Annotated in this window: 25 protein-coding genes; 9 read left to right on the top strand and 16 right to left on the bottom strand. The window is 41.7% G+C overall.

The window, feature by feature from the left end; translation table 11 throughout:
* Window positions 1-8: 8 nt before the first annotated feature.
* The 5 genes from codB to OCU38_RS14160 form a co-directional block, all read right to left on the bottom strand.
* Window positions 9-1,247, bottom strand: a complete 1,239-nt coding sequence (gene codB, locus OCU38_RS14180) for a cytosine permease (RefSeq protein ID WP_261824852.1) — start codon at window positions 1,245-1,247, stop codon at window positions 9-11.
* 346 nt (window positions 1,248-1,593) lie between these two features.
* Window positions 1,594-2,211 (bottom strand): fumarylacetoacetate hydrolase family protein, encoded by a 618-nt coding sequence (locus OCU38_RS14175; RefSeq protein ID WP_261824851.1) that lies wholly within the window; start codon window positions 2,209-2,211, stop codon window positions 1,594-1,596.
* Between the two features lie 23 nt (window positions 2,212-2,234).
* Entirely contained in the window at window positions 2,235-2,519 is a 285-nt protein-coding gene (locus OCU38_RS14170) for a putative quinol monooxygenase (RefSeq protein WP_261824850.1), read from the bottom strand.
* An 8-nt stretch (window positions 2,520-2,527) separates the two neighbouring features.
* Complete coding sequence (gene gcvT / locus OCU38_RS14165) at window positions 2,528-3,646, bottom strand: glycine cleavage system aminomethyltransferase GcvT (RefSeq protein WP_261824849.1); 1,119 nt, start codon at window positions 3,644-3,646, stop codon at window positions 2,528-2,530.
* Between the two features lie 152 nt (window positions 3,647-3,798).
* Window positions 3,799-4,422 (bottom strand): helix-turn-helix domain-containing protein, encoded by a 624-nt coding sequence (locus tag OCU38_RS14160; RefSeq protein WP_152820110.1) that lies wholly within the window; start codon window positions 4,420-4,422, stop codon window positions 3,799-3,801.
* Window positions 4,423-4,647: 225 nt separating this feature from the next.
* Here OCU38_RS14160 and gcvH point away from each other — a divergent pair, with 225 nt between their 5' ends.
* The 3 genes from gcvH (at window position 4,648) to OCU38_RS14145 (ending at window position 9,335) form a co-directional block, all read left to right on the top strand.
* Window positions 4,648-5,028 carry a glycine cleavage system protein GcvH gene (gene gcvH, locus OCU38_RS14155; protein ID WP_021713911.1) on the top strand — a complete coding sequence of 127 codons (381 nt, stop codon included), beginning with the start codon at window positions 4,648-4,650 and terminating at the stop codon, window positions 5,026-5,028.
* Window positions 5,029-5,237: 209 nt separating this feature from the next.
* Entirely contained in the window at window positions 5,238-8,105 is a 2,868-nt protein-coding gene (gene gcvP, locus OCU38_RS14150) for an aminomethyl-transferring glycine dehydrogenase (protein ID WP_261824848.1), read from the top strand.
* A 519-nt stretch (window positions 8,106-8,624) separates the two neighbouring features.
* The gene (locus OCU38_RS14145) at window positions 8,625-9,335 is read left to right on the top strand and encodes a hypothetical protein (protein ID WP_261824847.1); all 711 of its coding nucleotides are present in this window, start codon (window positions 8,625-8,627) and stop codon (window positions 9,333-9,335) included.
* A 69-nt stretch (window positions 9,336-9,404) separates the two neighbouring features.
* Here OCU38_RS14145 and OCU38_RS14140 read toward each other — a convergent pair whose 3' ends face one another.
* A complete protein-coding gene (locus OCU38_RS14140; protein WP_261824846.1) occupies window positions 9,405-10,304 on the bottom strand; it encodes a LysR family transcriptional regulator in 900 nt (299 codons plus the stop codon).
* 153 nt (window positions 10,305-10,457) lie between these two features.
* Here OCU38_RS14140 and gntH point away from each other — a divergent pair, with 153 nt between their 5' ends.
* From gntH to OCU38_RS14125, 3 genes are read left to right on the top strand one after another with little or no spacing between them, the layout of a single operon-like run.
* Window positions 10,458-11,906: a guanitoxin biosynthesis MBL fold metallo-hydrolase GntH gene (gene gntH, locus OCU38_RS14135; RefSeq protein WP_261824845.1), complete on the top strand. Its 1,449-nt coding sequence runs from the start codon at window positions 10,458-10,460 to the stop codon at window positions 11,904-11,906.
* 57 nt (window positions 11,907-11,963) lie between these two features.
* Window positions 11,964-12,395 (top strand): hypothetical protein, encoded by a 432-nt coding sequence (locus OCU38_RS14130; protein WP_261824844.1) that lies wholly within the window; start codon window positions 11,964-11,966, stop codon window positions 12,393-12,395.
* A 55-nt stretch (window positions 12,396-12,450) separates the two neighbouring features.
* On the top strand, window positions 12,451-13,650 hold the full coding sequence (locus OCU38_RS14125; protein WP_261824843.1) for a DUF3179 domain-containing protein: 1,200 nt from the start codon (window positions 12,451-12,453) through the stop codon (window positions 13,648-13,650).
* Between the two features lie 543 nt (window positions 13,651-14,193).
* On the opposite strand, the gene OCU38_RS14120 is transcribed toward OCU38_RS14125, so the two are convergent.
* The 8 genes from OCU38_RS14120 to OCU38_RS14085 all read right to left on the bottom strand — a co-directional run bounded on the left by OCU38_RS14120 (window position 14,194) and on the right by OCU38_RS14085 (window position 19,898).
* Window positions 14,194-14,463 carry a Txe/YoeB family addiction module toxin gene (locus OCU38_RS14120; RefSeq protein ID WP_261824842.1) on the bottom strand — a complete coding sequence of 90 codons (270 nt, stop codon included), beginning with the start codon at window positions 14,461-14,463 and terminating at the stop codon, window positions 14,194-14,196.
* Complete coding sequence (locus OCU38_RS14115) at window positions 14,456-14,710, bottom strand: type II toxin-antitoxin system Phd/YefM family antitoxin (protein ID WP_261824841.1); 255 nt, start codon at window positions 14,708-14,710, stop codon at window positions 14,456-14,458. The genes OCU38_RS14120 and OCU38_RS14115 overlap by 8 nt, the downstream gene beginning before the upstream one ends.
* Before the next feature lie 237 nt (window positions 14,711-14,947).
* Complete coding sequence (locus OCU38_RS14110) at window positions 14,948-15,868, bottom strand: hypothetical protein (protein ID WP_261824840.1); 921 nt, start codon at window positions 15,866-15,868, stop codon at window positions 14,948-14,950.
* A gap of 238 nt (window positions 15,869-16,106) precedes the next feature.
* On the bottom strand, window positions 16,107-16,532 hold the full coding sequence (locus OCU38_RS14105; RefSeq protein WP_261824839.1) for a MarR family winged helix-turn-helix transcriptional regulator: 426 nt from the start codon (window positions 16,530-16,532) through the stop codon (window positions 16,107-16,109).
* Window positions 16,533-16,691: 159 nt separating this feature from the next.
* Window positions 16,692-16,997 carry a hypothetical protein gene (locus OCU38_RS14100; protein ID WP_261824838.1) on the bottom strand — a complete coding sequence of 102 codons (306 nt, stop codon included), beginning with the start codon at window positions 16,995-16,997 and terminating at the stop codon, window positions 16,692-16,694.
* 352 nt (window positions 16,998-17,349) lie between these two features.
* Window positions 17,350-18,846, bottom strand: coding sequence for an alanine/glycine:cation symporter family protein (locus OCU38_RS14095; protein ID WP_261824837.1), 1,497 nt, complete (start codon window positions 18,844-18,846; stop codon window positions 17,350-17,352).
* A 200-nt stretch (window positions 18,847-19,046) separates the two neighbouring features.
* Window positions 19,047-19,520: a DUF4442 domain-containing protein gene (locus OCU38_RS14090; protein WP_261824836.1), complete on the bottom strand. Its 474-nt coding sequence runs from the start codon at window positions 19,518-19,520 to the stop codon at window positions 19,047-19,049.
* A 102-nt stretch (window positions 19,521-19,622) separates the two neighbouring features.
* Window positions 19,623-19,898, bottom strand: coding sequence for a nitrogenase-stabilizing/protective protein NifW (locus OCU38_RS14085; RefSeq protein WP_039970782.1), 276 nt, complete (start codon window positions 19,896-19,898; stop codon window positions 19,623-19,625).
* Window positions 19,899-20,105: 207 nt separating this feature from the next.
* On the opposite strand from OCU38_RS14085, the gene OCU38_RS14080 reads away from it, so the two are divergent.
* On the top strand, window positions 20,106-20,600 hold the full coding sequence (locus tag OCU38_RS14080; protein ID WP_261824835.1) for a peptidylprolyl isomerase: 495 nt from the start codon (window positions 20,106-20,108) through the stop codon (window positions 20,598-20,600).
* A gap of 18 nt (window positions 20,601-20,618) precedes the next feature.
* Here the strand turns inward: OCU38_RS14080 and OCU38_RS14075 are convergent, their stop codons facing one another.
* Complete coding sequence (locus OCU38_RS14075; protein WP_261824834.1) at window positions 20,619-21,068, bottom strand: hypothetical protein; 450 nt, start codon at window positions 21,066-21,068, stop codon at window positions 20,619-20,621.
* Window positions 21,069-21,262: 194 nt separating this feature from the next.
* On the opposite strand from OCU38_RS14075, the gene OCU38_RS14070 reads away from it, so the two are divergent.
* Entirely contained in the window at window positions 21,263-21,739 is a 477-nt protein-coding gene (locus tag OCU38_RS14070) for a DUF302 domain-containing protein (RefSeq protein WP_216643770.1), read from the top strand.
* Between the two features lie 354 nt (window positions 21,740-22,093).
* Window positions 22,094-23,044, top strand: a complete 951-nt coding sequence (locus tag OCU38_RS14065) for a hypothetical protein (protein ID WP_261824833.1) — start codon at window positions 22,094-22,096, stop codon at window positions 23,042-23,044.
* A gap of 61 nt (window positions 23,045-23,105) precedes the next feature.
* Here the strand turns inward: OCU38_RS14065 and OCU38_RS14060 are convergent, their stop codons facing one another.
* Window positions 23,106-24,836 (bottom strand): bifunctional protein-serine/threonine kinase/phosphatase, encoded by a 1,731-nt coding sequence (locus OCU38_RS14060; RefSeq protein ID WP_261824832.1) that lies wholly within the window; start codon window positions 24,834-24,836, stop codon window positions 23,106-23,108.
* Between the last annotated feature and the right edge of the window lie 27 nt (window positions 24,837-24,863).

The following is a 24,863-nucleotide window of genomic DNA, read 5'->3' as shown; positions in this document are numbered from 1 at the left end:
ATGCACCGTTACGCCATTTGTTTATCAAGTGATTTTTTGTTTAATGCTGGGTTTAATATCACATAAGAAATAGCGCCGCCCAATACCGCATTTAAAGGTACGATGCCTGGGATAAATGCACCCGCAGCCACGCCAATCGCTACCGCAATAATTGCTGCCCAATTAACGGTGACAAACTCAGCTTTCGCGAAATTTTTGTAACGCTCTTTGTTCATCACAAAGTCGGCAATGATAACGCCGCCAATCGGTGGAATCGCCAACGACAAGAAGGTTAACCAACCCACAAAGTTATTGTACAGCCATAAAGCAAATACAGTACCAATCAAGCCGTTAATGATAGAAAGCATGGTGCTTGAGCGGCCAGTAATGTTCGAAAACCCTAGGCCAGACGCGTAGAGCGCATTCTCGTTAGTCGTCCAAATATTAAGACCTAATACCACAATTGCAGGAAGCAATAAGCCCTGAGCCATCATCACATCAGAAATATCGGCTTGGCCGGTCACAGCTGCGCCTGCCGCGCCAAAGATAAACATTAAAGAGTTGCCGATAAAGAATGCCACCATAGTGATCACTACAGCGCCAGAGGCTTTTTTACCAAAGCGCACAAAATCGGCAGTCAACGTACCCGCACTGATAAATGAGCCCACAACCATAGCTAACGCAACCGAGAAATCGATTGGTGTTTCAGGTTGAATAAGTTGCAATTGGTCTAAACCGCCCACTGAGTGCACCGCAGTCAATACCGAATATCCACCTAATACCGCAATAGCAGGAACGGCGATAGCTGATAACACCATTAGTGCCTTAATGCCAAAGTAAACTGTACCCGTCATTAGTAGGCCAGATACAACAATCAAAACATTGGTATCAATGCCAGTCGCTTTTTGCACAGGAATAGCAAACATAGCCACACCCACGCCAAACCAACCCACTTGAGTTCCGCCAAGTAGTGCCGACGGCAACCAAGAACCTTTAGTACCAAAAGAGAAGCGAGCTAATAAGTGAGTGGAAAGTCCGGTAGAAGCGCCGATGTAGCCAAGAAAAGAAGTGTAAATACCTAGAATAAGGTTGCCGATAATCACGGCGAGGAAGAAATCGTTAAAGTTAAGCCCTGTACCTAGTGAGCCACCTGTCCACATACTTGCTGAGAAGAAAGTAAGCCCTAACATCACCATTGTAAGTGATGCCATACCCTTTCGAGCATTCGCCGGAACCGGACCAAGACTGTAATTGTTGTCGCTTGCCATTTTTATCTCCGTACTACATAAACCAAAAGACCGTATATGTGTAAATTTCACACAAACGGACAATATTATGGTGATATAAATTACAGAGTCAATTTATTTTGAAACATATAAACGTTTGCTTTTTATTTATATATCATAAAACATTTAATATACAACAACTTGAAGTTTTCATAATGACATTAAAATTCATTAAATACATACATAATTCAAATGGTTTATTGTTGAATTAACACTAAGAATCATTTGCATAAACAAAAAAATAAACCCTACTACTTTTAGTAGGGTTTATTTTATAAGCAATGCATTAATAATGAATATTAAATATCAAAAGCAAATAGCAAAGGCGTTATTTGGCTACCCAAGTGTGTTCAACTAGGCATTGTTCACCTTGTAAGACTCGCCCTACAAAGCAATCACCTTTATTCACAACCCCTACACCTTTTGGTGTGCCTGTCATCACTACATCACCCTCTTCAAGCGTCATAAACTGAGCAAGCTGCTCTTTTATTACCTTTGGTGGATACAGCATTAACTCAACTCCGCCTTGTTGAATCAAAGTGTCATTAATCCAAAGCTGCAAAGATAAATCGGGGCCTGCGGGATCAAACGGCACAAATTCGGAAAATAACGCCGAGCCATCAAATGCTTTCGCACGCTCCCAAGGCAAGCCCTTATTTCGAAGGCGAGTTTGACTCTCACGCTTGGTAAGATCTAACCCCAATGCCACCGCTTTAAATTCGCCCTCTTTCACCAAAAAGCTCAGCTCGGCTTCATAGTGCAGTGCTTCACCTTTATCGCCGTGTAAAGTTGTACTAATTGATGAATTAGGTTTTAAGAAAACCACCATATCTTCAGGGATTTCATTTCCTAACTCTTCAATATGAGCCACATAGTTGCGGCCAACACAGACAATTTTACTTGGCGTATAAATTTGATTTAGAGCGCGAACCGTATTTAATGGCATACTTTGAAACCCTTATATCTGAATTATTCGGCTTTTATAACAATATCATAGTGTCGAGAAACATCGGCAGTAACCTTGCCCCAAAAAGAGTTTTTTACTCGGCGTTGATGAAATTCAAAGGAGGGTTTATCGATAAACTCTTCGTAGACATCGAAGCGTTGTGGTGTGTCCGCTGATTGTTGAACACGAAAAGTTATATTGCCACACTCTGCCTGAGTCAAACGAATGTGCTCAGGCAAAGCATGGAGAACGGCGTCAAGGTCTTTGTCAGGCACAATGATGTAGCCTGACAATATCACCTTAGCCATAACGGTGATTATCCGCGATAGTAACGTTGAGGTACAAACGGCATTTTCTCAACCGTCATCGGCAGTTTTTTACCGCGTACTTCGGCGAAGATCTCTGTGCCTACTGCCATCAAATCACTGCGCACATAAGCCATAGACACCGGCTTACCTGCGTTAGGGCCCGCTGTACCACTGGTTACAATGCCCACTTCAACATCGTTGGCATCAAACAGCTTGCAGCCTTCACGTACTGGCGCTTTGGTTTGCCCAACTAGGCCGACACGTTTACGTTTTACGTCTTTTGTCGCAATTTGCTCAAGGATGATATCGGCGCCAGGGAAACCGCCTGCACGCTGACCATCAGCGCGACGGACTTTACTAATACCCCAAAGCAAGCTTGCTTCAACAGGTGTCGTGGTTGTATCAAGATCGTGACCGTAAAGACAAAGACCACATTCAAGGCGAAGTGAATCACGAGCACCTAAACCAATCCATTCTACTAAATCAGAATCCGTTAGCGTGTTAGCAAGCGCTGCTGCTTGCTCACTTGGCACTGAAATTTCAAAGCCATCTTCGCCCGTGTAACCTGAACGGCTGACGATACATTCAACACCCAGTAGCTCAAGTCGCGCTACATCCATAAACACCATCTCTTTAACCGCAGGGTTTAAAGTGGCTAATACATCTACCGCTTTTGGCCCTTGCAGTGCAAGCAAAGCGCGATCTTCAAGCACTTCTAGCTCAACACCGTCTAAAAGGTTGGCTCTTAAGTGTGCAATATCTTGCTCTTTACACGCCGCATTCACTACCACAAACAAATGATCGCCAAGGTTAGCCACCATTAAATCGTCCATGATGCCGCCTTGTTCATTGGTAAAGAAGGCATAACGCTGATTACCGTTTGGCAAATCAATAATATCTACCGGAACTAAAGCTTCTAGTGTTGCCGCCGCATTTTCACCTATTAGGCGCAGTTGTCCCATATGGGAAACATCGAAAAGACCGACCGCATCACGCGTATGTAAGTGCTCTTTTTTAACCCCTAATGGATATTGCACTGGCATATCGTAGCCGGCAAAAGGCACCATTTTTGCACCGTGTTCTACATGTAAAGCATGCAGCGGGGTCTTTAGTAAAGCTTCAGTCATTGTCTCTCCTTAGTCGCGCTCTAATCCCAATTGTTGATGTGGTTTAGAGCAACATATTCTTTATGATTGATTCTGTTTCTTAATCAAAGCAAACGTTTGCTGTCACTATAGGAAACTTCATCTCTTAACACAACCACTACATTAGCCGTGGTTTATTTGGCTGTTACCCATAGGATTTGTGCATCTTGTTCACTGCGTGAAATCAATGCGTGTCCCATGTTTGCGTCGTAATAGACGCTATCGCCTTCAGCAAGCACTAAAGGCTCATAAAATTCTGAATAGAAAAGAACTTCACCAGAAAGTATCAATAAAAACTCTTCTCCATCATGGCGAACCCAACCTTGAAACTCATCAAAACTGCGTGCATGAATCAAAGATTTAAACGGCATCATTTTCTTTTGCGACATTTCAGTAGCAAGCAATTCATGCTCATAGGTCACGGTTGGATGCGGTTTACCCATGCCTTTCAATGTAATGTCTCGACGACCGCTCGCGCCTTTATTTTCGGGCGGTGCGAATAATTGAGGCATATCAATATTTAGGCCATTGGCTAATTTTTGCATCGCCTGAAACGTCGGGCTAATTTGTTCATTCTCAATTTTACTTAACGTTGAACGAGCCAAGCCAGTGCGCTGACTCGCCTCTTCCAATGTCAAACCAAGCTGGCTACGAATCGTTTTGATTTTTTCGCCTAGCTTTAGTGGCTCTACACTGTTTTCAACGGAGGACTTCTCTACGCTAAGCGATGGATATTCATCCAATGTCGGTTCTTTCATGAGGCCCTTCACATAAAATTAATAAAAATATCTTATGAAAAAGTGTGCCTTAAAAGCGCCTTCGTATGAAGAGCATAAGAGAAGATTTAGTGAGAAATAAGTAGCAAAGTTGAATTTTTTGTTTCCAATAGGAAATTTCGACTTGAGAATGTACACAACTCAGTTTATTTTATCTTCAATACAAAATTTTTATTAATTTCAATCTGATTAAGTTGGAGATTCAAAATGGACAACACTCTAAAGTTTGCTGATAGCCATGAGTGGGTGAAAGACAACGGTGATGGTACTGTGACAATCGGTATTTCAGAGCACGCTCAACAAATGCTTGGTGATGTTGTTTTTGTCGACCTACCAGAAGTAGAAGACAGCATTGAAGCAGGTGATAGCTTCTCTCTTGTTGAATCTGTAAAAGCAGCGTCTGACATCTACGCTCCAATTACGGGTGAAATTGTTGAAATTAATGAAGAGCTAGAAGACAGCCCTGAATTGATCAACGAAGAACCGTACGAAGGCGGTTGGATTGTTAAAGTGAAGCTTGAAGATCCTTCAGAGCTAGACAACTTAACAAACGCAGAAGACTACTTAGCGAGCATCGAAGACGAGTAAGCTGTAGTCCGAGTTTATTGAGTAAAAACAATAAATTCAAAAAATCCCCGCGATTGCGGGGATCTTGCCATTTAGAGACACGTAAAAGTAACAGAGCGACATCACTGCATATCCACAGCGGGCTATTAACACTCTTTGCTTATGCATCTAGGAAATTGACTAACACCTAAAGTCTCATAGTAAGGCTTCAAGTAAGGTATAAAGGAATTATGACTGATCTACTACGCAGTTTAAGTACAGACAACGAGTTTGTTTCACGACATAACGGTCCCAACTTAGCTGACCAACAAAAAATGCTTGAGCGCATTAAAGCGACAAGCCTAAATGAATTGGTGCAACAAACCGTGCCGCAGCAAATCCAGCTGGAAAAACCATTGACTCTAGACGCGCCGCTTAGCGAAGCAGGCATGCTAGAAGAGATGAAAAAGTTTGCTCAGCAAAACCAAGTCAAGCGTACCTTTATTGGCCAAGGTTACTACAACACCTTTACGCCAAACGTTATCTTACGCAACGTACTAGAAAACCCAGGTTGGTACACAGCATACACGCCGTATCAGCCAGAGATTTCTCAAGGTCGTCTTGAAGCCCTACTGAACTACCAACAAATGATCATCGACCTTACCGGTATGGAGATTGCGAACGCTTCTCTACTGGATGAAGCGACAGCCGCCGCTGAAGCGATGACTCTTTGTAAACGTGCCGGCAAAAGCAAAAGCAAAACCTTCTTTGTCGCCGATGATGTTCACCCACAAACAATTGAAGTTGTAAAAACTCGCGCAGAGTTTATTGGCTTTGACGTTGTAGTTGGCGCAACGGACTCTTTACCTGAGCAAGATGTATTTGGCGCACTACTTCAATACCCAAACACTACAGGCGAAGTTCGCGATCTCACGGATATCATCAGCCAAGCACAAGCCAATAAAACCTTAGTGACTATTGCGACCGACCTGCTCGCTTCAACGCTGTTAAAGCCAGCTGGCGAAATGGGCGCAGATGTAGTCATCGGTTCAGCTCAGCGCTTTGGCGTACCTATGGGCTATGGCGGTCCTCACGCGGCATTTATGGCTACGCGTGACAAACACAAGCGTACTATGCCGGGGCGCGTTATCGGTGTGTCTATCGATAAAAACGGCAACCAAGCACTGCGCATGGCAATGCAAACTCGTGAGCAACACATCCGCCGCGAAAAAGCGACTTCAAACATTTGTACCGCGCAAGCATTGCTGGCTAACATGGCGGCGTTCTATGCGGTATTCCACGGCTGTGAAGGTTTAAAAACCATTGCTCGTCGCACCCATCACATGACTGCAATTTTGGCTGCTGGCTTAACCAAACAAGGTTACGAGCTTTGCCACAATTCTTTCTTTGATACGCTGACTATCGCAACGGGTGATAGAACAGACGCGCTTTATGGCGCAGCGCAACGCGATAACATCAACCTTCGCAAACTGGATGGCAAGCTAGGCGTAAGTTTTGATGAAACCACAACCGTTGCCGACATTGTTGCACTGTTTAGTGTCTTCCAAGTCAGCGAATCAATTGAAGCGCTAAGCAACGAAGTATCACAAAACGAATTTGCCGCAATCCCTGAAGATTGTCGCCGTAGTTCAAGCTTCCTAACGCACCCTGTGTTCAACACTTATCACAGTGAAACTCAGATGATGCGTTACCTAAAACAACTTGAAAACAAAGACTTCTCGTTAACGCACGGCATGATCCCGCTGGGCTCTTGTACTATGAAGCTCAACGCTGCCGCAGAAATGATTCCAGTGACTTGGCCAGAATTTGGTTCAATTCACCCGTTTGCTCCTACCGAGCAAGCCGCAGGTTACACTGCACTGGCAAAAGATCTTAAAGCTAAGCTGTGTGAAATCACCGGCTACGACGATTTCTCTTTGCAACCAAACTCAGGCGCTTCTGGTGAATACGCCGGTCTAATTGCCATTCAGCGTTACCACCAATCACGCGGCGAAGGCCATCGTAACGTCTGCTTGATCCCAAGCTCTGCGCACGGCACAAACCCAGCATCAGCCTCTATGGTGTCGCTAAAAGTAGTTGTTGTGAAATGTGATGACGATGGCAACATCGATATGGCAGATCTAAGCGCTAAAATCGAAAAACACGCTGATAACCTATCTAGCATCATGATCACTTACCCTTCAACACACGGCGTGTTTGAAGAGCAAGTAAAAGAAGTCTGCGAAATGGTGCACGCCGCGGGCGGTCAAGTGTACCTAGATGGCGCAAACATGAACGCACAGGTTGGCCTTACCAGCCCAGGCTTTATCGGCTCTGACGTATCGCACCTTAACCTACACAAAACATTCTGTATCCCGCACGGCGGCGGCGGTCCTGGTATGGGTCCAATCGGTGTTAAATCTCACCTTGCCCCATTCCTACCGGGTCACATCGAAAACGGTGAACACGGTCAAGATTACTCTATCTCTGCAGCAGATATGGGCAGCGCTTCCATCTTACCTATCTCTTGGGCATACATCGCCATGATGGGCGAGCAAGGCTTAACCAAAGCCACAGAAGTTGCGATCCTAAACGCCAACTACGTGATGGAACGTTTACTGCCTTACTACCCTGTATTGTACCGTGGTAAAAACGGCCGTGTTGCACACGAATGTATTATCGATATCCGCCCTCTAAAAGAAGAGACAGGGATCAGCGAAGAAGACATCGCAAAACGCCTAATGGACTACGGTTTCCACGCGCCGACCATGTCATTCCCTGTAGCCGGCACATTAATGATTGAGCCAACTGAGTCAGAAGACTTAGAAGAGCTAAACCGTTTCTGTGACGCTATGGTCGCCATCCGCAAAGAGATGAACAAAGTCCGCGACGGCGAATGGCCACTAGACAACAACCCACTAGTTAACGCTCCACACACCCAAGTTGACCTAGCCAGCAACGAATGGGATCACCCATACTCACGCGAAATTGGCGCCTTCCCATCCAAATCACAAAGCATTTGGAAATACTGGCCAACCGTAAACCGCGTTGACAACGTGTATGGTGACCGCAACTTGATTTGTACTTGTCCAAGTATTGATGAGTATGTGGAAGAGTGATTGGTGTTGATTACCGATAACTAAGTTGGAAACTGACTTGAATAACAAAAGGCGAACCGTTTGGTTCGCCTTTTTCTGGTCACTAAGACCCTATAAATAATTCTGAGTAACTATCAGGGTTACTACATATATTCAGTTGGTCGGTCTTCGAACATAATCACAAAGCGATTCAGGGCTTGTCACCATTTTCTGATTAGCATTGTCCATTTCTCGGAGGCCTTCGGGATCGCTAATAAAGATCATCTTTCTTGCCCATAACTCTAAATAGATTACCTCACTATTCCTGCGCGGCATTTAATTTGACATCTCATAACCGCACAGAGGCCTACCCGTCGACACAATCAACCTTAAGCATTTAATTTCAACATGTAAGATATTTCAAATTCATTATGGTTCAAAATGGTAACGTCACCCATAATTCTGTCTCGATTAGCTAGCACAATTAAATGAAATATTTTGAGGAAAACATTTGATTGAAATGGCTCCGATTTAACCAATAAAAAACATGTGGGAATTAATATGAAACTACGTTATTTAGCGCTTCTATGTGCTTCAACTTTTAGTGTCACTACTTTTGCTAACTCAACATCACTATATGTTGAACAAAATATTGCATCAAATGCTACTGATGATGGCATCTACTCTACAGAAGCAGGGGCTTACATTGATGTCTCGGACAATGGTCAAGTCTACATTGGTTTTGATGACCAAGGTTGGCTAGCTGCGGGTTATGGGTATGATTTTAATATTTCGGATAATGTAGACTTCAATTTATACGGTGAGATAGGCAAATGGGATACTGGTGAAGAAATCTTAATTGAGGGTATCGTCAATTTTGATTTAAACGATAATATTAGCCTCTTTACTGGTTATGGTTATAACCGCTCCGGAGAAGTACCTGAAAAACTAAGTGATACAGTAATCAATACCAATCAATTTATTGCTGGTACAACCATGAGTATTTCTGGCTTTGATCTTAACTATAAATATACTCACTCGAATAGTGATGGTTCGAACGGCACAACTGATGGTGGTACTTCTTTTTCACAAAGCGACTACCGCTCGAATGAACACGAGGTGATTTTTTCCAAGACTATCGATAACTTCACTCCGTATATTAAGTATACATATTTAAACACCAATGCAGACTCTATCAGTATCAACACCTCGCCTTCATTTGCACTCGAGAACGACAGCATTTGGACACTAGGGTTATCCTACAATTTCTAATCTAAACACCAAGTAGGCAGATGGAGTTGCCCTATTCAATCAAATCTAAATTACACGATAAATACTCTACTAACAGGCACTTAAATGTTGCTTAAGTTTATCTCTTAACCAACAGTGAGCATGATTCTTCATTGTTCGATTATGACTAATCATATTATGTATGACAGGATGCGTCTTATAAGGTAATTCGAGTATTTGTAAGTTGAATAACTCGCCGTATTCTTTCGCAATAGACTCTGGCGCTAAACAAATGATGTCTGATTTACTCGCAAGGGCTAATCCAGAAATGATGGAGTCACATTTGACCCATACTTTACGCTCTTCTAATCGTTCTTCGGTTAATAGATTAATTTCGTGCAATCCTGAGCGACGAACTTTAATTCCGACATGCACCTCTTCGTAATACTGATCTAAACTTATCTCTCCTTGAATTCTTTCGTGATCTCTAGAGCAAGTCAGTAACATTCTGTCTTTATGTATGGGTTGGACATTAAAAGAGTGGTGATTCACACTCCCTACCGTTATCGCCAAATCTACTTTTTGAAGGCTAATTTGCTCTAACATTTCATCTTGATCAGCGGGCGCTAAAATAAACTGAATGTTGCATGCACCTAATGCGGTGTCTTTATTAATCAGCGGTTGAAGCAATAAAAGAATCGGTTCGGTAACAAACACCGTAAACAAGCGTGGCTTATGGATATCAAAAGTTTTTATATTATCTAAAGCACTACTAATGCCATACATGAGTGGCTGAATATCATTCGCAAGTTTAACCGCCACCGCTGTTGGGCGAATCCCCCTTCCTTCCCGTGTAAATAATGGTTCGTCCAATTGCTCAGTTAACCTTCGAAGAATATTACTGACAACGGGTTGCGTGGTATCTAATGCTTCCGCCGCCTGTGTTATTGAATTTAGTCGATACACTTCCATAAACACAGAGAGTAGATTCCAGTCTATTTTTTTATGCATTTGTCTTACTCCACACCAGCTCAAACATTCAAAATATAAATGTATCACATTCCTTATGCATTATAGTTAGAAATCCATTAGTGCTACATAATTCCTACATCAAATAGCCAAGGCTATTAAGTAATTTCAAAAATTGATGTGTAGGAAAAGAATATGAATAACTTAACAAAAACACTTTTGGCAACGTTGCTACCTGTCATTTCAGGTAGTGCACTTGCAAACTCAGTTCCTGTTCCAGTGCAAACACCCTCTTCACCAGAGGTTATACAATCAGTCCTATCTGGTGGTATATCAGGAGACCGTTGGACTGAAGGGTTAATGTACGAGGGCGTAGCACCAATGCCATGGCTAAAATCTGCGGCTAACTGGTATCCAGGTACCGAAGAAGTTCAACCTGAAGAAATGCGAGTGACTTTCATGGGAACCTCGCCAATGATTCGTCCTGGGCAAATGAATACTTCAATCTATGTCGAGCTAGGTAATGGTGACAATTTTGTTTTTGATATTGGTGAAGGTTCGGTTGCTAACTATGTGGCTGCGGGCGTCGCACTCAACGAAATCAAACATGTCTTCCTGACACATTTACACGTCGACCATTTTGGTGGTCTGCCTTATCTCTGGATGTTTGGTACATGGAACGGTGGTTGGCATGACCCTTTGACAGTGCATGGCCCAAGCGGAAGTGAACCTCAATACGGAACACAGGCTATGGTCAATGGCATGACTGATATGGTTGCATGGCATAAGGATTCATTCAGTTTATTTCCTGTAGGCTCAGGACACGACTTACAAGTGAACGAATTTGATTTTCGAAATAATGGTGGCGTCATTTATGACGAAAACGGGGTAACAGTTACTCACTGGCAGCGCTCGCACGGTAAAGACGGCTCTTCAGCATACCGTTTAGATTGGAATGACATGTGTTTCACTTGGACGGGAGATGGTCGTCCTACTGAGTTGGATATTAAATACGCAGAAGGCTGTGATCTATTTATCACCGAACTACAAACAGAATTAGTTGAAATTGGCTCCGCAGTGCAAGGCGTACCACCATTCTTAACACGCTACACCATAGATACGCATCACACACCGGCTTACGGCGCTGGATATTTAGCTAATGAGATCCAACCTCGCATGTTTATGACCACGCATATGAGTTACGACCCTTATCAAATAGAAGAAACCGTAGCAGAAGTGCGTGAGCATTGGGAAGGCCCATATCACTTCGGTGCTCCAGATGGAATTGTGGTCAACATGACTAAAGATTCGGTTTGGGTACGTGAGGGCATCTTACCTGAATACCCAAACTCGAAACCACCACAATTTGATTTCACCAATGGACAATTGGTTATTCCTGAACCACCAAGAAAGCAAGTGGACATCCAAGAGTCGTTCATTCGTGAACAACATATTGACCCCGCAAAATATTATCCCGAAGGCATGATGCCAGACATGATTTTAGAATGGCCTGTTGATGGTGATCTTGTTGTCCCAGAAGAGATGTTGCCAGAAACATTACGCAAATCAATGGGTGCCAATTGGGATCTGCAACAGAAACGTAATGAGTATTTTGAAAATAAAGCAAACAAAGAAACCAAGTAACGCTCATTCATTTTAATACGAAGTGCACGCTACCTCTTATATCAAAGGATAATCAACATGAAAAAATATATTTCTATTAACACACTAATATTATCACTGCTTTTTTCAGCACATAGTGTTGCTGGCCCAGGACATGACGATGAGTTCTCACTAGAGTCCGACAACACCCAAACTATTGCTTTTTGTGCGGCGGCATCATTGCAACTGCCCGGAAAAGCCAACGAAACCAACATTTTTTATAGCGCCCTAAAAGCAATAACTGACAACGCACATGCCACCGAAAGACAAATAGGCATTGTCGAAGGTGTGGGCCTTGGTCAGACGGGCGTTATTGTGTCTCAAGGCGAGCAAATATTGAGCAATCATTATGCAAACTACTGTCAACCAATGTTAGTTAAGCTCAATGACTTTGCACAGACCATTGATGGCTCATTTATTGAAGATGAAATACTCATCAATGAAGATTCTCACCACGCTCACAGCCACTAACCCACAAACACAGCAAAAGTGAACCAAAGTTCACTTTTGCTAAAAGGAACAACGTATGAGTTATATATTTTGGTTCGCTCTCACAACAGCAATGATTGCAAACATTCGTATTTTTTGGGATCTCTCTGACTTTAGCCAACTGCTTAATATCCGCGTCTTTCCACGTACTACGTTTATGAAAACTTGGTATATGCGAAACACATTAAAGTATGTCGCTATCTTCGGGGGTTTGGTCGCGATAGCAACGAATCACATAGCTAACATTATGCCATGGTCAATGTTAAGCATAATTCTCGCAATCGGCTTTTTGTTTTATTACGCAGGTCTAATTAACCCTCGCTTTATGATGCCGCAGAAGATGGACGATGGTCAGTTTGTCAACATCAGAGAAGGAGCAAAAAAAATTCGTCCACACAACGAAGTTATGGTAATGGTCAATAATGGACACGCTCGTGCGCACGCTGACTTTGAGATGTGGCGTCCACATATCGCTGGTAACAAAAATAACGGTCTTGGCGGTGAAGATATTATAATGACCTATTGTTCGCTATCAAACGTTTGTGTCGGTGTACGCCCATACATAGATGGAGAACGCTTAAATTTACATGTTGCGACACAACTAGAGAACAACTTGTTAATGGAAGATAAGAATACAGGTGAACCTATTCAACAACTCAGTATGGCACGTGAATGTGATTTAAATGCCACAATGGAAGAATTTCCAACCTTTAAAATGCCTTACAAGAAGTTTTGTGAAGCCTACCCTGAGGGTGAAGTATTTATCGAGTCTCGCCCGTCCTTCTACCGAAATCCACTAGGGTTCTTCCACGAAGTGGTAATGGATGGTCTTTTTTACTTGCACGTGACAAAGCAGCGAAATAATGAAGAATTTTTATTCAACACTTGCAAGAATATCGATCCAGACCAAAGACTGCATAAAAAAGAACACGTATGGGGCCTTAATGTGGGGGACATATATACTTGTTACGATATGGCTTTTCTTAAATCTAATGGCAACCTTGTTAATACTGTAGTAGGTGGGAAGAAATTAGTTATCCACTACGATGAGCAATTTGAATCAGTTGGTGTTTGGTATAATCCAACGGAAGAACATGTAACCAATATTGATTTTTTTGGTCAGTCTAATTTAGGTCAACTGAAACGTGTAGAATCGGTTAAAGCTGGGATATTTTATGGTGTTTGGTACAACTTTTATCCTCAGACGAGTATTAACTTAAACGAAGCTCAAGAATAATAAAAATAATTGAATGTGTTGCTCGTTGGTCAAAGAGCGACACATTCACTAATCAATCTGTACCATTCATTGTGACGGTACCCGTAACCCTACAGCCCATTGAAAATATTCAGAAAATAGGCCATACACTATAGTCATAACTTTATATTCTAAATTAATAGCACACTGTTTCGCGATTTACAAAGTACGATTAGGGTTTTACAAACTGAGTAATTACTTTAAAGAAAGGGCTATATCAAGTAGTAGTTTCTGCCTTCATTTGCCGCGAAGTGCTGGAGTTTTCACCTTAGTCATCTGTAATCTTTGGTGTTGTTCACAGATAACTAAGTTAGAACAGTCTCAAAATTTCATTATTGACGACATAATTATTTCTATATGTTTGGTTACGGAAGTGCTCTGATAGCTGATTGAGGCTCTTTAGTAAGTACATGTAGTAATACAACAGGTTCACGATATATGGTGAGACTTCAACAATCGAAATTATGAGTTGGCGACGCAACGCTTAATCTTTATTTATTAGATGCCAGTTTGTTGAACCTAATTTTAGTAATGATAACGACACGAAATTATCGTTATGACTTGATCATCGACTGCGTAAACAAGTCGATTAGTGTCGTCAATACGACGAGACCAAAAACCAGATAAATTTTCTTTTAATGGTTCAGGTTTACCAATACCCTCGAAAGGAGAACGCTTAACATCGTTAATGAGTTTGTTGATGCGCTTGAGTGTTTTTTTGTCTTGGGTTTGCCAATACAAGTAGTCACCCCAAGCATCATCCGTCCACGACAGTAAACGTTGACTGCTACTCATCAATTAACTCGCGTGTGGTTGCTTTGCCTGCACGATACTGTTCTATCGAACGGTTTAGGTGTTCAGCATTTTGAGGAGAGCGTAGTAAGTGAACTGTCTCCATAAGACTATTGTAGTAATCTAAAGACATAACCACAGCATCTTCAGAATCACGGCGTGTAATAACGGTTGTGTCTGCATCATTAACTACACCGTCCAAAACCGCTTTAAGGCCATTTCTAGCCTCAGTAAAAGATACTATTCTCATCAGAATCTCCACATGTACATTTAATGGGACAAGTATAGTATTCACTCACATAGTTGTACAGTAAATTGGACATGATCTATTGAAAAGTATTGATAAGGAAACTAACGTCCCATTGAATAATGAGCAGTACCACAGATACATTGTATGAACTTTCAAATACGATAATTGCAACTGCTTTCTTGTATCTATCTGAATTTAGACTCTATTTTTCTTATTCAACCTCACTCTATGACATAATCAAAACCGTGTATCCAACGAAATCAAGGCACTTTGACGATCGCCAAAGCCGAATTCACCGATGATATTAAAGGTAGGGTTAATCACATAATTAAAACCAACAACGGCGTTCCATTCGTTGGCTAGGCTTTGCTCTACGATGAAGCGTCCTTCATCATCGCCGTTAACGAAATCCAATAAGCCTTCTAAAGCGGAGGGCAATTCAAGGTCGCTAATTTTGCCTTTTAGGGTTTGTTGGATATTTTGATATTGCGCGCCGCCCCATACTCGTATCGGCACGCCATGATTGGTAAAGTCGTAGCCAAGCCTTGGGGTTATGACGATGGAATCAATCCCGCCTTCGATGACAGTTAAATTGGTCTTGGTGTAACTGGCATCTATGATGGTAAACCATTCTTTATAGCCACCCGCTAGCACTAAGCCGCCACCGTACATATTGCCATCTAGGTCTAACAGGAATCTTTCATCTTGTATATCTTCTAAGTCCACTCCACCAATATCGACACTGATATTGGTTTCGGAATAACCGCTGATTTTCCCCGCAATGGCGTAGAAGTTTAAAAAGGGGAATAACCACATATCTGCTCGCAGGGTAAATACGTCACTGCGCTGGAAACCGGGGGATGTCTCTATGCCAATAAGCTCAGCGGGGATAGGCTGCTCTGGTATGACTGTGGGAGGTATGCCCGGAATGGTTATCTCAGGGGTTTTTAACCCATCAAACGAAATAGAGTCGACACTAATGCCTTGCTCAACTCGCATGTATCCAACACTGATGCCAAATGCTTTGGGCAGAACATAACCACGCTCTTCCGCTTCTGACTTCCAGATCGGCAGTTCAAATGATGTCGCAGATGAATAAAAAGGGGCAAAAGAAGTGCCAATGATGACAGCGGCTTTGGAAAAACATCTCAGTTCCATTAAGAAGTCCAAAAGATAGATAATGATGAATCACATAACAATAACTATATACGCTATAAACAAAAAAGTGAGATTTTACACAGATTTAGAGGTCTCTATCCTTTTGAGTAATTAAGGAGGGTTACTCAAAAAAGCGTTTTCAATATAAAAGGGAATAGGTTAAGCCATTACACAGAATTTAGAACAGTCTCCAAAACATGCTGCCAATATTTACAGAAACTTATGAGCACTAATTCAATTAGCGAGTGAGATTGTTAGCAAGCTTTTCCATAACGCTGACAAACGTTTCTAGCTCTTGGTCGCTCAAGTCTTGCTGCATCTTATCTTGGATTTTTTGTTGAGCAGTGGATATTTGCTGGCTCAAGGCGATGCCTTGCTCAGTTAAAGAGAGTAACTGACTGCGTTTATCTTCAGGATTGGGCGATTTGACTAACCAACCGTTATTGATCATTTCTTTGACTAAGCGGGCTACTTGCGCTTTATCACGAGTAAAGTGCAGCACAATATCATTGGCGGTACATTGCTTGTGTTGCCCGATGTAAGAAAGACAACGTGCGTGCATTCCATTTAGGGCAGAGTGTTGGGTTTGCAGTTCAGCACGAATGGCATTTCGATATGAGTGAACGATGTTAAAAATCGCTTCTGAAACTGTATTCTTGTCCATACTTTACCCTTAAATTCCATCAATCACGCTCGAAGTTGATTTTATCTACTTAATAGGCGCGACTCAAGCTACAGTTGTGTATAAGCACGAGGATTTTATAGAGATAAGTAGGCCGCTACCTAGATTGATTCGACAACGGGATTTATTCAACTACTCGGTTTATTCAACAACAATATATTGAACAACGTCTTCATCAAGTAAGCCGTGTTTATCGATTGAATCAAAGTCTAATATTTGACCCAAAATCAAGGCAGACTTAATCACAATCGTGGCGATGGTTAGAACAAGAATCGCTCTATTTAAGCTTAGTTTAGCGAAGTTTTTACGGATGTGTTTATCTGAGACATCATTTCTTTGTGCCGATGCAATGCCATTTTTTAAAGACTGCATAGATTTTCTAGCCGCGACAGCTAAAACTACTAGCAATAGCACACTCATCAAATCAAAAACAATCGGCCAAGACAAAATAGCACTCCAAATAACAAGACAAAACAACCAAAAGAATTATAGTAATACAAATAAACTTATACCGTGGGCACTTTCACATTTTTGGTCATTAATTACCACGCAAATAGCAAAATAAGTGATAGCGATCACACTTTAAAATTATACTGTAATTTTATTTCATAATTAAATTACAGTATAAGCAATTGCTTGCTTATCTATTTTCCATGATTATTCGTTGATATACAAATAGTAGCGTATAAGATTTAAACTCATCGATAATAATATAAAAGGCATATGACAACTGAGTGTTCAAATACAAAAAAGGGCCTAGATATTACCTATCTAAGCCCTATGCAAAGTATTGCAACGTTTATTTTTTCGACGACTTATCTATCAGTTTCTCCCAATAAGTCGCACCTTTAATGCCAAGCTTTACTGGATCAAACGTATAAACCGATACGCCACGCTTTTGCTGCTCTTCATAATCTTTCAGTGCTTTTAAAGCAGGTTTGGACATAAAGAAAATAATCAAAATACCAATAATATTAAGCCAAGCCATCAAGCCTACCCCAACATCACCCATTGCCCATGCTAAGTTTGCCGCTCGAACCGTGCCATAAAAAACCGAGGCAATAATGACTAATTTGAGTAAGAATTTTAAGCCATTAATTTTAAAGGTACGTCGTATGTAGGCAATATTGGTCTCTGCAATGTAGTAATAAGCCAAAATTGTAGTAAAGGCAAAGAAGAACAATGCCACGGCAATGAAAGGCTTACCAATTCCTGGAAGGGTACTATTGATAGCCAATTGGGTAAATGCTGGGCTATTTGCGCCGATATTTGCCGCTAGGTTTTGCACAATGAACACGCCTTCTTCTGCGCCTTGAACGTTGTACATTCCAGTAATTAAGATCATAAATGCCGTTGCAGAACACACTAGCAACGTATCGATATAAATTGAGAAGGATTGTACTAAACCTTGCTGTGCTGGATGATCAACGTTTGCCGCAGCCGCTGCATGTGGGCCTGTACCCTGACCTGCTTCGTTAGAATATACGCCACGCTTAACGCCCCAACCGATTGCCGCGCCAAAGCCCGCCATAGGTGTAAACGCATCACCGATGATCATTGCGAAGATATGAGGTACTTCAGTGATGTGCAGTAAAATAATGACAAACGCCGTTAAAATGTAAGCCAGCGCCATAAATGGCACCACAATCTGTGTAAAGTTAGCGATGCGCTTCACGCCGCCAAAGATGATGAAGCCAAGTATGATTGAAATGAACGTACCTGTAACCACTTTCGCAAAGCTGAATGTCCCCATGGCAGTTTCAATCATTGGCCCAGAGCCAAACGCTGTTTCAACTGCATTGCCGATACTATTGGACTGCACTCCCGGCAATAGCACGCCACAGGCAAAGATAGTGGCGATGGCGAAGATCCATGCATACCACTTCTGTCCCATTGCTTTCTCTATATAGTAAGCAGGGCCACCGCGAAACTGACCTTCGTCCTCTTCTTTATAAATTTGAGCTAATGTCGATTCTGCATAAGCTGTCGCGGCGCCAAAAAATGCCACAACCCACATCCAAAAGACCGCCCCAGGGCCACCAAAACCAATGGCCGCAGCAACGCCCGCGATATTACCTGTGCCCACTCGCCCAGATAATGAAACCGCTAATGCCTGAAATGACGAAATACCTTTATCTGAGCTTTTACCCGATAACAACAGTCGCCACATCTCGAAGAAATGACGGATTTGAACGAATCGAGTTAGGATGGAATAGAATAATCCCGCGCCTAAACAGAGGTAGATAAGAAAGGGACTCCAAATAACCCCGTTCAAGAAATCTACTAAGCCTTGCATAAACAACTTCCTTATTGAATAGATAGTGCAAATAAAAATCAAAGGAAACAGTATCTTACTTATGTGACTTGATCCATATACTTCTTGGGAAATTCACATCCAGTAATATAAATGCGGTTGTAAAGGCAGGTACTGGGAATTAAAAAGGAGAGCAAGCTCAAAGTTTTTGATGAATTAAATCACCCTTTGTTGCATGTCAATTATTTTGCTTTTAACGAAAGCATAATATCAAACTGCGCCATTGGCTTATCACCATGCAATGTTGGGCAAAGCGCGATAACACGCATGTCTTTATTCACCCGTTTACCCGTCGCTATGGTTTCTGCAAGCATTTGGTCAATCAGCGGTCCATCATGACAAATAAAATGCACATCACTTTCAGGACGCATGAAAAACTCAGCATTAAGTCCTTTAAATGCTAACGATATTTTTCGTCCTTGATCTTTCGCTTTCATGGCCGCAAGAAATCCACCAGCCACATCAGCACCAACCACTAATGCGCCAAGGTACATGCTATTTAAATGATTTTTAGTGCGCCTTTTTAAGGGGATTTTTATCTCTACCATTTCTTCATTCATGGTGATTATTTTAGGTCGACTTAACCATAATAAGGGCACTTTAAAAAAGCCAAAGTAGGCAAGATATAGGTTGGCTTTTTGTAATGTAGAAAGCATAACGGTCACCGAGAATGAACTTGTCGTACCAGTTAAGCAACACCACTGCGAGTTGTCAAAGAAATGTTAATAAAAGAGATGCATAGAGAGAAATGCCTCACCTTATCGGCGCAAGCAAGAGGTGCAACCACGACACGCTGAGCGAGTAGCCGGATCTAACCTTCCCCGTTGAATTTTACAATACGCATTTCTTAGCACTCTGCGCGCTGCAAACCAATCATCGGGTTTTTCCAACAGCAAATAACCATTAAACCTTTTTAGCAGCGGCAAGCGATACTCTTCGATGCATTGGCGCTCAAAGTCGACTTCAAAATACTCAAACACTTGCTCTAAAGAAGTGAAAGATTGTAGTTTTTGTTGAATGTCATTAAAGCTCATACACACTGCCATTTGCTATTGAATTACCGCCATCACCACAAACAAGTTTTGACTCACTAAGTCAGCCAATTATTGTCTGCGATAAGTGCTCCATGTTACCGCAAAGCGAAGCTGTCGTCTCAGTCTCTAACAACTGAATAATTTAACCTCTTGAACCCACACCAAGAATGTATACTTAGCCCTAAATTAATTTTATAGGATAAACAGATGATCGTACTTTCGACCAACCTAGGTGATATCACTATCGCTCTCAACAAAGACAAAGCGCCCGTGAGTGCTAAAAATTTTTTAAAGTATTGCGAAGAAGGCTTCTTTGAAGGCACGATTTTCCACCGCGTGATCGATGGTTTTATGATTCAAGGTGGCGGGTACAGCGAAAAGTTACTCGAAAAAGAAACCCACGCTCCTATCGTGAATGAAGCAAACCGAGGATTAAAAAATAAGCTAGGTACCGTCGCGATGGCTCGCACCGATGCGCCGCATTCCGCTACCTCGCAATTTTTCATTAACCTTGATGATAATGACTTTCTTGATTACACCGCCACAACAAACCAAGGTTGGGGTTATACGGTCATTGGCGAAGTCACTGCGGGAATGGATGTGGTCAATGCCATTGCAAAACGGAAAACGCATTCACTATTTGGTATGGACGATCTTCCTATTGAGTCTGTTGTTATTGAAAAGGTGACAATCAGCGAATAGTCACTCCGCTCACGCTGATTAAAACTGATAGGTTAACGGGCAGATTTCGGTGCTGCCAATGGTTAGAACGTAGGTATCACCTAACACATCATATGAACACAATCGGCTAAATCCAGACGTTTCATCATCTTTAAAGAAACCCGTTTTCTTAGCGCTTGGGGCGGGTTTACTCAGCTTTGGTAGCGTATCAAACTCATAAGTCAGCGGGCACAAGTCCGTTGATTTTATATTTAGGCTATGTGTATCTCCCAACACGTCGTAATAACATACCTGAGTAAATGCTTGGGTGTCTTTGCTTTTTAGAAAACCCGTTGCCGCTTGCGCATTAGCGGATAACAAAACAAACAGCATCACCAATATGGGGGCGATAGCATTATGTGCAGTAACATCTGCAGCAACATCGCTTATCTTCGAACGCCAAAGCTGCATTTTGTGTTTTTGATTTTGTTTTGAATTTTCTAACAACACCGAAACCTTCCGCTTAATCAAACTGCTTTAGTTAAAATACACATTCGTGAGTAAACCACAAACTCTGCCGTCGACATTTACATTATTAACATTTAGCGCCACACTTTCTTTACTTAACTTGTCGTCTACTCAATAATTACTATCGTATGCGAGTTAAATTATTGAACTAATTACCTTAATTAATGGATAAGGCAATGACTATGAAAAAAGTAATACTTAGCCTTTGTGCGATGCTTTTAATCAGCTTTACTGCACACGCAAGTAATCAAGTGCCAATAGATAATGGACTTATCTCAATGAAAAGTCATTACGACGTTACCACTACTGCCGATAGATTGGTTGATGCCCTCAAAGAAAAAGGCATGACCACCTTTGCACGAATTAAGCATTCTGAAGCAGCCGGAAACGTCGGCATAACGCTGCGCCCGACCGAACTTGTGTTATTTGGCAATCCCAAGGTAGGTTCTCCGCTAATGGTCTGCCAGCAAAGCGCGGCTATCGACCTACCACAAAAAGCGCTTATTTCGGAAGATGAGCATGGTTTGGTTTGGCTAACTTACAACGACCCCAACTACTTAAAAGCGCGACACAACATCATGGGTTGCGATGAAGTCATCGGCAAAATAAGTAAAGCGCTGAATATGTTTGCAACCAAAGCCACTCAACCATAATTTGCTCCGCGAACAAGGAGTGTAATCTAGTTGTACTCCTTGTTTCGTCTAATCACTAAATATTAAATATAAGATCTCACTCAAATAGCCACCTCGCCGTTAACCTCACCTTATTCTACTTTTTACTATTTTAAATTTTACCTTATGCATTGTACTTTATAGGTATCTTCTGGCTTCAATTGATACTTTCGGCATTATATTGCCATCATTTCCTTTTACTACTGCTTAAAATTCAACCTAAAAGTGGCACACTATCAAAACAAGTGTTCATGTTTTTTCTCTGTATGAAGATTATTCTCTCTACAAAGAAAGGTCGTCTTGTATAGACACTGAGAATTTTTAAAGGCAGACAACATGAAATACACTTTATTTGCATTAGCTTTAACACCTGTACTTCTGACAGGCTGTGGCGGTTCAAGCTCTAGTGACCATGATATCTCGAAAGCTATAAATGAAGGGTTAAACTCTAGTGATAATAATATCCAGCAAATTATAGATCATACTGACGCCTCAACATCGCAGAAAAGCAAAGATAGTATTAGTGTTCCAACGCATGAAAAACAAACTAGCGAGGAGGTTGTTAAACCTAAGATATCCTATCAAAGCAGTAAATATACCAAACCTCTATATAATATAAGTCAAAATAAACAAAAGACGCATGAGGAAACCGTTTCATTAGCAAAGAAAAAACCAGAAACTCCAGCTAGAAACAAGTGGATAGCTGCTCACCCACAAATTACAGCAGTATTTCAAGATGCAGGATTTACCGCAGATGATATTTATGATCTTTGTAAGACAGATGATAAAGAGTTGGCTTTTGCTATTTCATCTTGTAAAACTTCTGTAGTTACAGATAATGGTCAAAGCCTAATTGCTTATACTATTCAAAGCGGTGATTATTTAACAAAAATGACCTATATCCCAATACAACAAAAGCTTGTAATTGATAAACTATATGACGTGACAACCAATAAATTATCACTTGCAAACGAATTGAGATTGAATGGTACAAATGGAAAAATTTATAGTTCATCTAATATCAATGTTTCACTTCCGAAATCGGGAGATATATATGGAACTGTAACTACTACTTTGTACATGTCAGACCCAATTATTGAGAAATTAAAAGACGAATATACAAATACGAAAAGTAGCCTTCCTATTAATTTATTAGAATATGTCAACAAAGCGTCGGATATCCACATAAGCTTAACCGCTGATATGGGTAAAGTAGATAAAAATCAAAATGACATTAGGACATTAGATTATCACTTGGGACAAATCATCACCATCGCAGGTCAATAATCCCAACACCAATAACCTCTATCAACATGATGACCGCTCTTTGAGCGGTCATTTTTTTATGCTAGTTAGAAATCAGCCACAGTGTTTCCGCTACTGCCACCACCGTTGCTAACAAAGCGATGGTTTTCCAAAACAGCAGCGGGTTTCTCTTTATTAGTGGGCTATCTTTTAACTCTTTTTGCAACACACTGTTAGGCATATACAAGTCGGCAATAAAATCACCAAGCACTTGATAACGTCGATGGGGAAGGTGATGAGTGGCTTTACGAAACACTAAGTCGACCCAAGATGGAATGTCCTTTCGATAATCAGCTAAAGAACGATATTCCCATTTGGTGTGCCTTGCCGCTTGTAAGTTTTGACTGGTGGTGGGTTTATAAGGCAACTCACCGGTTAGCATTTCAAAACCAATCACCGCCACTGAAAACAGATCTGACACTATGCTCGCTTTACCCGAATCAATATATTCAGGAGCAATGTAATTGACTGCGCCCAAAGGGGTAGAATCTCGGGATTCGGGCGTAATTTCTTCTAGCCCTTTAACTTTTACCGCGCCAAAATCAATAATTTTCACCTCGGCTGCGGGGGTAATCATGATGTTTTCTGGCTTAAGATCTCGGTGCACCATATCTGCACGCTGGAAAACTCGCAGTGCTTTGATAATCTCATCTAACAGAGTGCGGGTTTCTTGTAAGCTTGCTTTCGGATTATCGTACATCCACTGGCGCAAGGTAATCCCCTGAATATACTCACATATTTGATAGACAAAACGACTGTCGTTGGGGCTTGGATAAACCCGCATCACTCGCGTATTCTTGAGCTGAGTCCCCACCCACTGCTCATTGGCAAAAGCTTTTAGATAATCAAGATCATCGCGATAGTGCTCAGAGGGCGCTTTTAATACTCGTCGCTTGCTCGTCAATTCGTCTTCAACCAAATACACATGACTACGCGAACCTGAGTACAACACCTTAAGCACTCGAAATTGATCGAGTTTATTGCCCTCTTGCAAAACAGGAGGAATCGAGCGTGCCAGCATAGAAAACTGATGTTCCGGTAAGGTGTGCGCAGGTAAATCTTTCACATCGAACACCAATGCACTTAAGTTATCTTGGCTGCCTTGCTCAAAGGCGTCGTAACAAAGTAAGTCACAGATTTCTTGTGGTGTATATTGACTCGAACTGGCTAAGGGACTGATATCAATAGTATCATGTACCCCATCTGAGGTAAGGATAAATCTATCTCCTTTTTGTAAACTCACCTTCTGGTAGTCCACATCAAGGTTAGAATCCATGCCTAAAGCTCGGGTCAGGTATGCGTGATTGGCTAAGTTGGTTCTTTGGTGATCTTTGGTGAGAAGTTGCAGTTGTCCATCTCTGAACAAATGAATACGCGTGTCCCCTACATGGAAAAGATGAGCGGTATTGGATTTAATGACTACACAGCTAAAGGTTGTCACTAATCCGTTGTGAGTTAGTGCTTGCTTGCTCCCTTCTTCATACAGCCACGTATTAATAGCCGTTAAGATTTTGCCTGCTGAATGTTTGATACTCCAACTACTTGGGGTAGCGAAATAATCATTCACAAACTGCACCACGGCGGTATGACTCGCTCTTTGACTGTGATCACTACAACTCACGCCGTCGGCAATACAGGCCACGATTCCCTTGTGGGTGAGTTCGTCAGCGCGGTCAGGAATCTTTAATAAAATAGCGTCCTGATTTTGCGTGCGAGCGCCGACTAACGACGTCCCTGCATGTTGTAATTTAAGTGTAGAGATTGGCATATTCATCAATAATCACTTATTCGCATTGAGCCC

The organism is Vibrio neonatus, from assembly GCF_024346975.1.
Taxonomy (GTDB): domain Bacteria; phylum Pseudomonadota; class Gammaproteobacteria; order Enterobacterales; family Vibrionaceae; genus Vibrio; species Vibrio neonatus.
The sequence above is the reverse complement of the archived record's forward strand: the minus strand, read 5'-3'. Positions and strand labels throughout refer to the sequence as shown.

Bases quoted from the DNA above. Each gene is read 5' to 3' on its own strand.
- OCU38_RS14110 (WP_261824840.1), bottom strand. From the start codon at position 15,868: ATGGAACTGAGATGTTTTTCCAAAGCCGCTGTCATCATTGGCACTTCT.
- OCU38_RS14085 (WP_039970782.1), bottom strand. From the start codon at position 19,898: ATGAGCTTTAATGACATTCAACAAAAACTACAATCTTTCACTTCTTTA.
- OCU38_RS14125 (WP_261824843.1), top strand. From the start codon at position 12,451: ATGAGTTATATATTTTGGTTCGCTCTCACAACAGCAATGATTGCAAAC.
- gcvP (WP_261824848.1), top strand. From the start codon at position 5,238: ATGACTGATCTACTACGCAGTTTAAGTACAGACAACGAGTTTGTTTCA.
- OCU38_RS14130 (WP_261824844.1), top strand. From the start codon at position 11,964: ATGAAAAAATATATTTCTATTAACACACTAATATTATCACTGCTTTTT.
- codB (WP_261824852.1), bottom strand. From the start codon at position 1,247: ATGGCAAGCGACAACAATTACAGTCTTGGTCCGGTTCCGGCGAATGCT.
- OCU38_RS14095 (WP_261824837.1), bottom strand. From the start codon at position 18,846: ATGCAAGGCTTAGTAGATTTCTTGAACGGGGTTATTTGGAGTCCCTTT.
- OCU38_RS14115 (WP_261824841.1), bottom strand. From the start codon at position 14,710: ATGAGAATAGTATCTTTTACTGAGGCTAGAAATGGCCTTAAAGCGGTT.
- OCU38_RS14060 (WP_261824832.1), bottom strand. From the start codon at position 24,836: ATGAATATGCCAATCTCTACACTTAAATTACAACATGCAGGGACGTCG.
- OCU38_RS14160 (WP_152820110.1), bottom strand. From the start codon at position 4,422: ATGAAAGAACCGACATTGGATGAATATCCATCGCTTAGCGTAGAGAAG.
- OCU38_RS14080 (WP_261824835.1), top strand. From the start codon at position 20,106: ATGATCGTACTTTCGACCAACCTAGGTGATATCACTATCGCTCTCAAC.
- OCU38_RS14120 (WP_261824842.1), bottom strand. From the start codon at position 14,463: ATGAGTAGCAGTCAACGTTTACTGTCGTGGACGGATGATGCTTGGGGT.
- gntH (WP_261824845.1), top strand. From the start codon at position 10,458: ATGAATAACTTAACAAAAACACTTTTGGCAACGTTGCTACCTGTCATT.
- gcvH (WP_021713911.1), top strand. From the start codon at position 4,648: ATGGACAACACTCTAAAGTTTGCTGATAGCCATGAGTGGGTGAAAGAC.
- OCU38_RS14105 (WP_261824839.1), bottom strand. From the start codon at position 16,532: ATGGACAAGAATACAGTTTCAGAAGCGATTTTTAACATCGTTCACTCA.
- OCU38_RS14065 (WP_261824833.1), top strand. From the start codon at position 22,094: ATGAAATACACTTTATTTGCATTAGCTTTAACACCTGTACTTCTGACA.
- OCU38_RS14090 (WP_261824836.1), bottom strand. From the start codon at position 19,520: ATGCTTTCTACATTACAAAAAGCCAACCTATATCTTGCCTACTTTGGC.
- gcvT (WP_261824849.1), bottom strand. From the start codon at position 3,646: ATGACTGAAGCTTTACTAAAGACCCCGCTGCATGCTTTACATGTAGAA.
- OCU38_RS14140 (WP_261824846.1), bottom strand. From the start codon at position 10,304: ATGCATAAAAAAATAGACTGGAATCTACTCTCTGTGTTTATGGAAGTG.
- OCU38_RS14175 (WP_261824851.1), bottom strand. From the start codon at position 2,211: ATGCCATTAAATACGGTTCGCGCTCTAAATCAAATTTATACGCCAAGT.
- OCU38_RS14145 (WP_261824847.1), top strand. From the start codon at position 8,625: ATGAAACTACGTTATTTAGCGCTTCTATGTGCTTCAACTTTTAGTGTC.
- OCU38_RS14070 (WP_216643770.1), top strand. From the start codon at position 21,263: ATGACTATGAAAAAAGTAATACTTAGCCTTTGTGCGATGCTTTTAATC.
- OCU38_RS14170 (WP_261824850.1), bottom strand. From the start codon at position 2,519: ATGGCTAAGGTGATATTGTCAGGCTACATCATTGTGCCTGACAAAGAC.